Annotated in this window: 10 protein-coding genes; 1 reads left to right on the top strand and 9 read right to left on the bottom strand. The window is 64.8% G+C overall.

From position 1 onward, the window contains the following. Positions 1-53 precede the first annotated feature (53 nt). Positions 54-1,703: a DUF885 domain-containing protein gene (locus O6R08_RS01090; RefSeq protein WP_271419145.1), complete on the top strand. Its 1,650-nt coding sequence runs from the start codon at positions 54-56 to the stop codon at positions 1,701-1,703. A 65-nt stretch (positions 1,704-1,768) separates the two neighbouring features. Here the strand turns inward: O6R08_RS01090 and O6R08_RS01085 are convergent, their stop codons facing one another. From O6R08_RS01085 to O6R08_RS01045, 9 genes are all read right to left on the bottom strand, one after another. Further along, on the bottom strand, positions 1,769-2,101 hold the full coding sequence (locus O6R08_RS01085; RefSeq protein WP_271418365.1) for a hypothetical protein: 333 nt from the start codon (positions 2,099-2,101) through the stop codon (positions 1,769-1,771). Positions 2,102-2,247: 146 nt separating this feature from the next. Further along, positions 2,248-3,687, bottom strand: coding sequence for an alpha/beta hydrolase (locus O6R08_RS01080; protein WP_271419144.1), 1,440 nt, complete (start codon positions 3,685-3,687; stop codon positions 2,248-2,250). 268 nt (positions 3,688-3,955) lie between these two features. Continuing rightward, positions 3,956-4,630 (bottom strand): regulatory iron-sulfur-containing complex subunit RicT, encoded by a 675-nt coding sequence (ricT, locus tag O6R08_RS01075; protein ID WP_271418364.1) that lies wholly within the window; start codon positions 4,628-4,630, stop codon positions 3,956-3,958. A 74-nt stretch (positions 4,631-4,704) separates the two neighbouring features. Beyond that, a complete protein-coding gene (locus tag O6R08_RS01070; RefSeq protein ID WP_271418363.1) occupies positions 4,705-5,514 on the bottom strand; it encodes a DoxX family protein in 810 nt (269 codons plus the stop codon). Between the two features lie 132 nt (positions 5,515-5,646). Beyond that, on the bottom strand, positions 5,647-6,855 hold the full coding sequence (locus O6R08_RS01065; RefSeq protein WP_271418362.1) for a DNA polymerase III subunit delta': 1,209 nt from the start codon (positions 6,853-6,855) through the stop codon (positions 5,647-5,649). Then, a complete protein-coding gene (gene tmk, locus O6R08_RS01060; protein ID WP_271418361.1) occupies positions 6,852-7,556 on the bottom strand; it encodes a dTMP kinase in 705 nt (234 codons plus the stop codon). The genes O6R08_RS01065 and tmk overlap by 4 nt, the downstream gene beginning before the upstream one ends. Then, positions 7,549-9,036 carry a hypothetical protein gene (locus tag O6R08_RS01055; RefSeq protein ID WP_271418360.1) on the bottom strand — a complete coding sequence of 496 codons (1,488 nt, stop codon included), beginning with the start codon at positions 9,034-9,036 and terminating at the stop codon, positions 7,549-7,551. Before O6R08_RS01055 ends, tmk begins: the two co-directional genes overlap by 8 nt. 1 nt (position 9,037) lies before the next feature. Next, the gene (gene topA, locus O6R08_RS01050) at positions 9,038-11,830 is read right to left on the bottom strand and encodes a type I DNA topoisomerase (RefSeq protein ID WP_271418359.1); all 2,793 of its coding nucleotides are present in this window, start codon (positions 11,828-11,830) and stop codon (positions 9,038-9,040) included. Between the two features lie 246 nt (positions 11,831-12,076). Next, positions 12,077-12,367 carry a DUF2249 domain-containing protein gene (locus tag O6R08_RS01045; protein WP_271418358.1) on the bottom strand — a complete coding sequence of 97 codons (291 nt, stop codon included), beginning with the start codon at positions 12,365-12,367 and terminating at the stop codon, positions 12,077-12,079. Positions 12,368-12,375: the final 8 nt, after the last annotated feature.

Raw genomic sequence — 12,375 nt, 5'->3', positions numbered from 1 at the left:
GGTTCGATAACGTCATCTACGTGACCAACGACAACACACACACCGCCCACCAGATGGGATCAGAAGTCGACAACGTTGCCGACCATCACTGGGATGCCCTGGTGCAGGCCAGCCCGACGCTTGCCACCGCCCTCGGCCTGGACCTCAACCAGGACGAGTACGACGACATGTCCCCCACCGGCATCGACGCCCAGTACCAGCGCGTCATGGATACCCTCGACCGCCTCGACCAGGCCATGCCTGCCGACGACACCGACAAGGTCACCGTCGCCGCCATGCGCTCCAACCTCGGGCTGGAGGCCGAAAGCCATGACAAGGGATACGACCTTCTCAGCCTCAACGGCATCGCCTCGGGCGTGCATGAGATCCGCGAGGTCTACGACGCCATGCCCACCGAGACTCCCGAACAGGTGTCCACGATCGCACGTCGTCTGCACGCCACCGGCCCGGCCCTGGACGGCTGGCTGGAGACCCAGCGCGCCTCTATCGATGCCGGTATCGCGCCCGCCATCCGTCAGGTGAACCTCCTCGTCGAGCAGATCACCTCCTGGACCTCAGACGGTGGGTTCTTTGACGACTACCTCAAACGGACCGCCTCTGACGACCTGCCCGGCTCGGTCAAGTCAGACCTTGCCGAGGGTATCGACGCGGCCAAGGCCAACTTCCGTCGCACCGCAGAAACCCTTGCCACCGACATCGCCCCGCTGGCCACCGAGACCGACGCCGTCGGCATCGACCGTTACCGTCTGGCTTCCCGCCAGTTCGTCGGCACCACTGTCGACCTCGCCGAGACCTACGAGTGGGGCAAGCAGGAGCTCGCCCGCATCGAACAGTTGCAGCGCGAGACCGCCGAGCGTATTCGTCCGGGTGCCAGCGTCAAGGAGGTCATGGCGGTCCTCGACGCCGATCCGGCCTACCGCATCAACGGCACCGAAGCCCTCAAGGCATGGATGCAGGAGCGCGCCGACGAGGCCATCTCCTCCTTGGACGGCACCCACTTCGAGGTCCCCGAGCAGGCTCGCCACATCGAGGGCATGATCGCCCCGACCCACGACGGCGGCGTCTACTACACGTCTCCTTCTGACGACTTCTCCCGTCCTGGCCGGATGTGGTGGTCAGTGCCCGAGGGCGTCGACACCTTCACGACCTGGCGAGAGCTGACCACCGTCTACCACGAGGGCGCCCCAGGTCATCACCTGCAAACCTCCTCGGCCATCGCGGCTCGTGACGAGCTCAACTCGTGGCGGCGCAACTACTGGACCTCTGGCTACGGCGAGGGATGGGCCCTCTACGCCGAGTGGTTGATGGCTGATCTGGGCTACATGGACGATCCCGGTCACTTCATGGGTCTGCTCGACGGGCAGTCCATGCGCGCCGCCCGCGTCGTCCTTGACATCGGCCTGCACTGCCAGTTCGAGGCCCCCGAGGAGGTCGGTGGCGGCGAGTGGAACTGGGACAAGGCCTGGACCTTCTTCAACAACCACGTCTCCATGGATGAGGGATCGGCACGCTACGAAGTCAACCGCTACTTCGGCTGGCCCGGTCAGGCCCCGTCGTACAAGCTCGGTGAGCGTACCTGGCTGGAGCTGCGGGAAGCCGCAAAGGCCAAGGACCCGAACTTCGACATGAAGGCCTACCACACCAAGGTGCTGCGGATGGGTGCTCTGCCGTTGGACGTGCTGCGTCGAGCGGTGCTGTCCTGACGATTGATGCCCCTGATCCTGCCGATCGGCGACGAATCGGTGGGATCAGGGCAGGCCTTCTCACATCAAGGATTTCGCACGCACAAGGCACCGACGTAGCCGGTGTCGTGGCTGAGTTCATGGCGGACTGAGACCCGCGTCAATCCTTGCGGGCAACTCGTACCAGGCTTGACGACATCTTTGACGTAGCGGGCGCCGTCCTCGTCACACCCCACTTTCGGGATACGTCCGTCGTCGACCCGCGACCCGACCATGACGCACTGTCCGTCAACGGATTCCAAGTCGTTCCACGCATGGGACCTCCATGCCCACTCCAGGGCAAGAAGTGCGGCGGCGAGCAGGGCCAAGCCCGTGACGCGCAATATGATGCCAATGACATGACGCTGACCCAAGGTCATGAGCGATCCCCCCTCACGACGACAAGGGTAACGACCTCTCCCAAACCTCCAGACAGGCACGCACGTCTGTGCAACAGCCGTCACCGACGAGCGATACCGCCGCACCTCGACGTCGTCTCGCCATGTCCGTTCGTCATGGTCTGTTGTCAACAAACCGTCTTGTCCTTGGGGACCTTCCCATTGTTGACGTACCCCTCAACAGCCTTCTTGACGCACTGGTTACCCAACTCCCAGGCCGAGTGACCGGCTCCCCGCCAGGTCAGCAGCACCCCCGATGCCAGCTGGTCAGCCATCCACTCGGCCTGCTCATAGGGTGTGGCGGGATCGCCAGTGGCACCCAGCACCAAGATCGGTGCCGCGCCCTGAGCTGTCAGGTACAACTGGTCTGCCGGGTGAGCGGTCCAGACCTCACAGGTCGGCGTCATCCCCAAGGCCTTGCCGAGGGTCGGTCCCTTCGCTGCCTCTTTGGGCCATTCCTTGCGAAGATAGTTCAGACCGAAGTCAGCTTGATCCAGGCAAGAAATCGCAGGGAAGGCAGAGGCGATCCTCTCCCACTGACCGTTGTTGCCACGCCCGTTCAAGAAATCGGAGGCCGCCAGCAGGTAACTTCCGTTTCCATCCTTCATGGCACTCTGCAAGGATCCCCCGAGAAGCGGATATGCCTCCTTGCCCGAATACAGGAAAAAGGCGATACCGGTCGCCGCCAGGCTTTGCGTCAAGGTTCGGTTCTCAACCTTGATCGGATGGGAGTCAAGACGGTCGAGGAAGTCCAGGGTGGCCTTGCGGACCTCGGCCTCGGTCTTGCCCAGCGCGCAACGCCCCTCCTGCTTGGCACACCACGAGGCAAAGTCACCGAAAGCCCGATCGAATCCGACGATCTGGCTCACCGTGTCATGGTTGGTGATGTTGACCGTCGAGTCCAGCACCATCCGTCCAACCCGCCCGGGGTACAACTCGGCATAGGTGGCACCCAAGAAGGTGCCGTACGAAATACCCAGATAATCAAGCTTCTTGTCCCCGACCAGATGCCGTAGATAATCCAAGTCACGAGCGGTGTCGATCGTCGAGATGTGATCCAGTAGAGCCCCGGAATGGGTCCGGCAACTGCGCGCAAAATCCTGCGTGCCACGCACGAGTGCCTGCCACTCGACCTCATCGTCAGGGGACGCGTCAAGGTTGAACAAAGCGTCCATCGTCTTCGCAGGACCACAGTCAACGTGGGTCGACTGGCCGGTTCCACGCGGGTCCCACCCGATGACGTCATGGTTGGGAAAGGCCGACGACTTGAAGCTGTCCATCATCTCCTGGCCCGAACCGCCAGGGCCACCGGGGTTGACGAAAAGGGTCGCCTTCGACGAGGAGGCCGGTTTGCGCTTGAGAGCCAAGGTGATCGCCGGACCGTCAGGATCGTCCCAGTCCAGCGGCACGAGAACCTTGGCGCACTCGAACTTGCCACATGCACGCCACGAAATCGTGCGTGACCGGTACCGGTTCATCCCTTGACCGGCCGGCGGTGCGCTGAACTGCTTGTTGTCCTTCAATGCCGGGGGCACGGTCTGACGGTCTGGGCTCTGCGGACCTGCCATGAGGGCATGGGCCTTCGCGTCGAATGAGGCCACCGGAGGGTTCGGGTCAGCCTTACCCTGAGCCGGCTTGACTGACGCCGTCACCGACGGCGAGGGCGCGGGTTTCGCGGTGGCGGACTGTTGGGGTGTCGACGCGGATTGAGTGATCGTCGGCCCCGAGGCGGGCTCCTCGGTGGTGCACGCTGCCACCGTCACCAGGGAGCAAGCGGCCAAGGCCGCGGCAATCGTGCGTCGTCGCGGATCGCGTCGGGTCATGGATCCTCCTGGATCAGGCGTTCTTGCGTTCCTCATGCAGCCGTCGTCGGCCAGCCGTCGAGCATGCCGACACCAGCGGACAACCTGGACCATCCGGGCCGCTGGCTTCGCCCAAGGCAGCTTCAAAGTCAGCGTAATAGGGGGACTCGTAGCGCAGGCAGCACATGAGTTTGCCGCACGCCCCGGTCACCGCCAGGGGGTTGGACGCCATCCCCTGCTGGGTGACGAGACGATTCGGTACCGACAACGGCTCGGGCAGGAAGGTCTGGCAACACAGCGGGCGGCCACACACCCCCACTCCGCCGACGGCACGAGCGGTGTCACGGCCACGCAACTGACGCAGGTCAATACGTGCGTGCAGGCGCCGCGCCAGTGGCCCAACGATGGTGACGAACTCGACGCGATGGGGAGCGCGGAAATACACCGCAATGAGGCGATCGTCGTCGGACTCCACCAGGTCGATTGCCAGAATCTCCATCTCGACGCCGAGGTCCTCGACGGTGCGCCGAGCGGTCTGCAAGATCTCGGCTCGCTGATGTCGGTCCCGTGCCGCAGCTGCTACGGCCTCGTCGTCGGCGATCCCTGCGCACATCGGCAGGGTCCCGTCGAGGGCAACCTCTTCTGGCCCCCACACGCACCGGCACACCAGTGGACCCTCAGGGGTCGGATAGAGCAACCATGAACCCACCTCGACGTCGAGAGTCCCGACGTCGAGGTGGAAAAGTTGTCCGTATTCGCGGAAGGCGACCGCTACAACTCGGCTCAGTAGCCCGCCTCCTCAGCCTTCGCAGCGGCGCGACTGCGCCGGTAGGCGGCGTCAATCGACCAACCACCACTGCCCAGGGACAGCAGCAGGACGCCACATCCGGCCAGCAGAAGCTCCAATTCTCCCTTGAAGCCCATGGTCTTGAAGATGGCGAAATTGCCCCAGAAGATGAAGGTCAGCGCCAACACCATCATGATGATGACACCGACTCCGGCGACACGGGTGAACAGGCCAAGGATGATGCACACGGCAGCGATGCACTCACTGATGCCGAGCACCCACACGCCGACATGGGCGTATCCACTGGACAGCGGAAGGGTCTGCACGGCGCGCAGGGTCAGATCACGCTGGGTGAGGTGCTGGAATCCGTGAATGCCCAGGATGCCGCCGACGACGATGCGGAACAGGAACATGCCCAAGGAGGCCAGAACCTTGTCGGTGGTGCGCTTGGGGGCCGGCTCAGCAACCGGCTCGGGCTCAGGTTCGGCAGCATGGGCGGCACGACGCTGACGCTCAGCCTCGATCGCCTGGCGATCAGCGCGCTCGCGGGCACGCTGCTCAGCCAGCTCGCGGCGACGACGCTCCTCCTCGAACTCACGATCGTCGACGACGCGGGTCGTCTCGGTGTCGGGACGGAAGACGTCGTCGTCGATGACGCTGGTGCGCTCCGAGTCCGCTGAATCACCGGGGTTGATGACCTCAGTGCGGTTGGCATCAGCATCCACGCGGGAGGCTCCCGTCCGGATGACACGGGTGGTCTCGGCGTCGGTGGAGTCCGCTGCAGTCCTCTTGATCGCCTTGCTCACGCTCAATCCTCACAACTTGGGGACCGCACCGAGGATACGGCACGGCACATTCACACTGTGCCACGAAACTGGCTTCGGCAGCCCCGCAACACACCGGTGTCATCCACTTCGTCATGTCGTGGCGGGCAGGATTCACCACCGGGCGCGGTCTGCTCCCGTCATGGCGATGAGGAGAGTTTCCATCACGAGCAGCGGTGTGACCCCGTGCTCAAGGGAGTTCCTTGCGTCGAGGATGGCGTCGATGGTGGCGACGGTGTGTTCCGGACTCTGGGACTGCGCCACCCGGTGCAGGGAGGCCGACCAGCCGGCATTGACCAGTCGAGCCCCCCGCAGGGCGTTCTCCTCGTCCGGACGCACTGCTTCGGTCTGGATGGCCAGCACATCGCGATGATACGCCGTCAACTCCGTCAAGACGCGATCCAAGGCATCTCGCTGAAGACGCTTCGCACGCGCGGCCTGCTGCTTCTCCAGATCCCGGATGGCAGCCTGGGCATTGCGCGGACGAGCCCCCGATGAACCAAATCCCAGGGCCTTCTCCAACTCGGCCCGCTCGGCGGCATCAACCTCGGCAGTGGCAGCGGCGGCTTCTTCGCTGGCCTGGTTGACCAGGTCCTCAGCCGCTTGCAGACAATCCCCGAGGCTGCGCAGCCGGGTGGGAAGCTCACCGATGGCATTGCGGCGAGATCGCGCCTCCTCGTCGCGGGCCAGACGGCGCGCTCGACCAATGTGACCCTGGCCGGCTCGGGCCGCCTCAGCGGCCATCTCAGGGGGGATCCCGTCGCGTCGGGTGAGCAGGTCTGCCACGGCTTCATCGCGTGGGGTGGCCAGGTGGAGACGTCGACACCGGGACCTGATCGTCACGATGACGTCCTCAGGGGTCGGCGCGCACAACAGCCAAACAGTCTTCGGCGCAGGCTCCTCGATGGCCTTGAGCAGGGCGTCCGCACCCCGTTCAGTGATACGGTCCGCGTCCTCGACGACGACCACCTGGTGACGACCGTGCACCGGGTTCATCGCCGCCCGTCGCACCAACTCACGCACCTCGTCGACGCCGATGGACAGCGCCTCAGTGCGCACCAGGGTGACATCCGGATGAGCCCCTGACAAGGTGGTTCGGCAGGCATTGCACCGCCCGCAACCGTGATCGGCGCACTGCAGCGCAGCAGCGAAGGCCTTGGCAGCGTTGGATCGGCCCGACCCTGGCGGTCCGGTGATGAGCCAGGCGTGGCTCATGGCGTGGGAGGAGCGACCTGGTTGCGCCTGCGCGGCACGACGCAGCACCTCGACGGCCTTCTCCTGACCCACGAGATCGGCCCACACGCCGGTCAACACATCGCTCACACGATTATCGTTGCAGATCGTGGCGACACCTCCGCAGTGACGCCGTTCCATTGCTCATCAGTGAGGAGTTCCTGCACCCGCCTCGCGACCTCCCCACTGATCTCCTCACGACTCGCCCGCGCGTTGAGGACGAGATAACGCTCCGGATGGGCGTCGGCCAGGTCGAGGAAGTGTTGGCGCACCCGATGGTGGAACTCCTCCCCGGCAGCCTCCACGCGATCCTTGGCGGCGATCTTTCCGGCTCCCTCACGAGGGTCGACGTCGAGCAACACCGTCAGATCGGGGACGAGGCCAGCCGTGGCCCACCCGGCAATCTGGGCCACCTCGTCAGGGTCGAGAATCCGTCCGGCGCCCTGGTAGGCGATCGTCGAGTCGATGTAGCGGTCACACACGACGACCTTGCCCTCACGCAAGGCCGGTATGACCACCTCCTCGACGTGTTGGGCCTTGTCAGCGTTGTACAGCAGGGCCTCGGCTCGCGGACAGATCTCCCCCGACTCAGGAGACAGCACCAGGCCTCGAATCCTCTGACCGAGCCAGGAATCGCCAGGTTCACGGGTCATGAGGTGTGAAATGCCCTTCCCGGTCAGCCACTGGTCGAGCAGCCGGGACTGGGTCGTCTTGCCGGCCCCATCACCACCCTCGAAGACGATGAAGAGGCCGCCCAGGTCGCGTCCGGTACGAGTCTGCTGATCAGTCATGGAGAGCCTTGAGAATCTTGCGACGATGCTGTGGCCAGTCATCTCGGAACGACTGTCGAGCTGCAGACAGGGCCGCCCGAGCTCGTTCAACCTGACGCCCAGCCTCGAAAGCCTGCTCGGCAGACATCTCGGAGACATCGACGTCCTCGTCCACACCACCCTTGATACGGGCCAATTCCGTGACGACCGGGCGCAGGCGCTTGGCCACCTTGTCGGCTCGGCCAGTGTCGAGGAGGCCCGCCACTGCGAGGCCATGACGAGCAGACGCCTCAGCCGCCACCCATCCCTGAGAATCCTCGAGATCGTCACAGGCCGCCACTGCTTCAGCAACCGACTCCTTGAGCATCCGCTTCATCATCGAGCGGGCAGGCTGGTCGGGATCAACAGTGACACGAGGCGACCGCGCCGCCACCGTCATCTCCTCGAGCAACTGGTAGTACTCACGAGGAAGGCTGTGGATGCTGATGCGGCCAGGCTCCAGCTCCATCAACCGGCCACACAGCCCCTGGGCGCGCTCGACCCACGACGGATCGAGCAGCCCCGAGATCGCGTCGAGGGTCTCTGACAGGGCACCTATGGCCTTCTGGAGAGGCCGGATGGATCCGTGAACCCCGTCGTGGATGCTGGGAGCTGGCGTCGTCACCGGGTCGTAGCCCATGCCGACCAGTTCAGTGCGGTCCGGGGATTCGGGAAGGACGCGCGGTTCGGTGCGCGTCGTCTCGGTCGCCCCGAGATCCATTCCCTGACACCGCGAGGCCAGGTCCGCCTCGACGACGTCACGCAGCCGTCCGGCCAACTGAGCCGACACCCACGCCTGCGCCCCCGCACCCTCATGCAGATGAGGACGCGGATAATCGGTCAGGGCTCCGGCCCCCGGACCCAGGCGTCGCAACACCGAGGGATGACGGGTGACAGGCACTCCACCCAGGGCCAGGACGCGGCTGGTGAGCCAATCTCGCTGCCCCTCGGTGAGCCCGCGATACGGGTTGATGGTCAGCTCACGGACCCTCGATGTCGTCACCCCGGACTGGGCGACGGCAATCCGGTCATCGCGGATGAGGGCCAATGCGGTGGAGTCAGGGGCCTCCAGGATGGTCTCAAGACGCTCCCACGACAAGGCCGCAACCGGTGACAGGGTCGCCCCACGCAGAAAGGGGCGAGCCAGACAGGCAAAGTCCTCGGGTAACTCGCCGGCAGCGTCCAAGGCCACCGAGCGGTCCACCGGAAGCCACGGCGACCACTCGGGAGCGTCCATGTACCACTCCCCCAGCCCATCGACGACGCGGTGGGCGATGACGATTCCCGACCTCAGCAATCGGTGATCCGGGGAGTCGAGCAGGGTGACCTCGCACTCGATGGTGCGACGGGCCCCGACGGAGGCGACAGTGGTGTGCAGGTCGGTCGGAACCGGTCGAGCAGCCGTCCACGCCAACTCGAAGTACAACGCTTCGGTATTTTCCGAACGCCACGCCGCAGTCATCTCAGCTTCCTGACGACGACTTCGCAGCGGTCTTCTTCGTCGTGGTCGACTTGGACGAGGCTGACTTCGAGGCGGACGTGGTTGTCGACTTCTTCGTGGAGGTCTTGCGAGCGGTCGTCTTGCGTGTCGTCCTCTTCTTGGCCGGGCCCTTGGCCCTCTTCTCGGCCAGCAATTCCTGGGCACGTTCCGGGGTGATCTCCTCGACCGAATCGTCCTTACGCAGGGTCGCGTTGGTCTCGCCGTCGGTGACGTAAGGGCCAAAACGGCCATCCTTGACCACGATCGGACGCCCGGAGGTCGGGTCCTCCCCGAGTTCACGCAGCGGCGGTTTGGCCGCAGCGCGCCCACGCTGCTTGGGCTGGGCGTAGATGGCCTCGGCCTGCTCCACCGTGATGGAGAAGATTTCGTCCTCACTGCCCAGAGACCGTGAGTCCGTGCCCTTCTTGAGGTACGGGCCGTAGCGACCGTTCTGAGCAGTGATCTCGGTACCGTCAGCGGCGGTGCCCACCACACGCGGCAGGGAGAGCAGCTTGAGGGCTTCGTCGAGGGTGACGGTCTCCAGGTTCATCGACTTGAACAGGCTGGCAGTACGCGGCTTCACCTTGCGTTTGGTACGACGCTTCTTGCCGTCCTTGGTGGTCGTCTCGACGATCTCGGTGGCCTCGTCGTCGTCCAGCACCTCGGTGACGTAGGGGCCGAAGCGGCCGTTGCGGGCCACGATCGGACGGTGGCTGTGCGGGTCCAGTCCGAGCTCGCGATCCTGACCGTTCGGGCTGGCCAGCAGCTCCTTGGCGGCCTCCACGGTGAGCTCGTCGGGGGGAAGGGCGTCGTCAACGTTGGCTCGGTTACCGTCGGCGTCCTCGACGTAAGTGCCATACCGACCCACCCGGACGACGACGTCGGAGTCGCCGATCGGGAAGGTGCAGATGGACCTGGCATCGATGTCACCGAGCTCGGTGACGAGCTGATGCAGGCCCTCATGACCCTCGGTGGGTGTCGGGACGTCTCCGTCATCGGGCTTGGCCTGGCCGAAGTAGAAGGCCGACAGCACCGCGACGCGATCAGCATTACCCCGAGCAATCTGGTCGAGGGTCTCCTCCATGTCGGCGGTGAACTGATAGTCGACGAGGTTGGAGAAGTGCTCCTCGAGCAGCCTGGTGACGGCGAAGGCCAACCAGGTCGGGACAAGAGCCGATCCCTTCTTGAAGACGTAGTCGCGGCTGGTGATGGTGCGGATGATCGAGGCGTAGGTCGACGGGCGGCCGATCTCCAACTCCTCGAGCTTCGCCACCAGACTGGGCTCGGTGTAGCGGGCCGGCGGGCGGGTGTCGTGACCGTTGGCCGTCACCTCGCGCGGATCAACGTCCTGGCCCTGTGAGAGCTGGGGAAGACGCTTCTGGGCATCGTCGGAGGTTCCGTCATCAACGGACTCCACGTAGGCACGCAGGAAGCCGTGGAAGGTGATGGTGCGACCCGAGGCCGTGAAGGTGGCGGTCGTGACGTCACCGTCGGCCACGCTGATCGGGGAGGATGGGGTGGCATCGATCGTCACCGAGAGGGTTTCTCCCTTGGCGTCAGCCATCTGAGAGGCCAGGGTGCGCGTCCAGACCAACTCATAGAGCTTGAACTTGTCGCCGGTCAGGCCGGTTTCGGCCGGGGTGCGGAAGTGCTCACCGGCCGGGCGAATGGCCTCGTGGGCCTCCTGAGCGTTCTTGACCTTGGAGGCATAGATGCGCGGTGCATCCGGGACGTGATCAGACCCGTAGAGCTCAGCAGCCTGGCTGCGGGCCGCGTGAATGGCCTCCTGGGACAGGGCCACCGAGTCGGTACGCATGTAGGTGATGTATCCGCCCTCGTACAGTTCCTGGGCCACCGACATGGTGCGCTGGGAGGTGAAGCCGAGCTTGCGGCCGGCCTCCTGTTGCAGGGTCGTGGTGCGGAAGGGGGCGTAGGGGCGGCGGGTGTACGGCTTGGACTCGACCTTGGTGACGCGGAAGGGGGCGGTCTCGAGGGCTTTCGCGATACTGGTCGCGGCGGCCTCGTCGAGTCGACGCACCGTCGAGGTGAGGTTGCCGTGAGAGTCGAAGTCGCGTCCGGCGGCAACCTTCGTGCCATCCAGGGCGACCAGACGGGCCTGAAACTCGTCGGAGTTGGCGGCCAGGGTGGCCTCCATGTCCCAGTAGTTGGCGCTGGTGAAGGCCATCCGTTCGCGCTCACGGTCGACGACCAGACGGGTGGCCACCGACTGCACACGCCCGGCAGACAGACGCGGCAGCACCTTCTTCCACAGCACCGGGGAGACCTCGTAGCCGTAGAGACGGTCGAGAATGCGTCGGGTCTCCTGGGCATCGACGAGGTCGGTGTCGAGATCTCGGGTGTTGGCGACGGCCTCATTGATGGCCTTCTCGGTGATCTCGTTGAAGACCATTCGACGCACCGGAACCTTGGGTTTCAGCTCGTCGAGCAGATGCCAGGCAATGGCCTCCCCCTCGCGGTCACCGTCGGTGGCGAGCAGGAGTTCGTCGGACTCCTTGAGCAGGGTCTTGAGCTCGCGGATCGTCGATCTCTTCTCCGGGGAGACGACGTAGATGGGGGTGAAGTCGTCGTCAACATTGACGCCGGTGCGCGCCCAGGGCTCGCCCTTCCACTTGGCGGGCACTTCGGAGGCGCTGGTAGGCAGGTCACGCACATGCCCCTGACTGGCACGCACGGTGTACTTGGGTCCCAGGTACCCAGCGATCATCGTGGCCTTGTGGGGTGACTCGACGATGACGAGGCTCTTGGTCGGTGACATTCCTGCCTTCTCCGTTGACGTGGTGTGAGCTGCCGGGCTGCCCCGAACAGGACGGTCCGCGGCCCAATGTAGCGACACCGTCACCGGTGGTCGCGGGTCAACCGTAACAACAGGCGTCGCATCCGGCACCTTGGGATCACTCGAGACGAGAACACCCTGCCCCCGACGAACCCGTTCGGACAGCCTGTTTCAGACCGGCCGGCAGACGATTGGGGGCAGGGCGCGTTCACGTTATGCGAGAACGCCTCAGTCCTGCTTGGTGAGTTTGATATGCCATTCCCCCGGGCCCTCACTGAGGTAGTCGACGCCCAGCGTTCCGTTGATCTGCTCGAGCTGACTCAGCAGGGGCAACGGGTTGTGCGGAGCAATGAGGACCATCGAGGCGCCTGGCTGCAGCTGGGCGAATGCACCGATGACCGCGCCGTGGCGGATGGCGTGCGGAATAGTGCGCACGTCGAGTTCGGGCAGTCCGGCGTCGCTCTCACCGCCGCTGCAGTGATGGGTCTCGGTAAGTGGGATCTCGTGGTGATCGGTCATCGGTTCTC

This window comes from Cutibacterium equinum, assembly GCF_028021195.1.
Classification (GTDB): domain Bacteria; phylum Actinomycetota; class Actinomycetes; order Propionibacteriales; family Propionibacteriaceae; genus Cutibacterium; species Cutibacterium equinum.
Note: the sequence above shows the minus strand (reverse complement) of the source record. Positions and strands in the feature narration are given on the sequence as shown.

Coding starts and splice junctions, on each gene's coding strand:
- tmk (WP_271418361.1), bottom strand. CDS start 7,556: ATGACTGATCAGCAGACTCGTACCGGACGCGACCTGGGCGGCCTCTTC.
- O6R08_RS01055 (WP_271418360.1), bottom strand. CDS start 9,036: ATGACTGCGGCGTGGCGTTCGGAAAATACCGAAGCGTTGTACTTCGAG.
- O6R08_RS01080 (WP_271419144.1), bottom strand. CDS start 3,687: ATGGCAGGTCCGCAGAGCCCAGACCGTCAGACCGTGCCCCCGGCATTG.
- O6R08_RS01085 (WP_271418365.1), bottom strand. CDS start 2,101: ATGACCTTGGGTCAGCGTCATGTCATTGGCATCATATTGCGCGTCACG.
- topA (WP_271418359.1), bottom strand. CDS start 11,830: ATGTCACCGACCAAGAGCCTCGTCATCGTCGAGTCACCCCACAAGGCC.
- O6R08_RS01045 (WP_271418358.1), bottom strand. CDS start 12,367: ATGACCGATCACCACGAGATCCCACTTACCGAGACCCATCACTGCAGC.
- O6R08_RS01090 (WP_271419145.1), top strand. CDS start 54: ATGGGATCAGAAGTCGACAACGTTGCCGACCATCACTGGGATGCCCTG.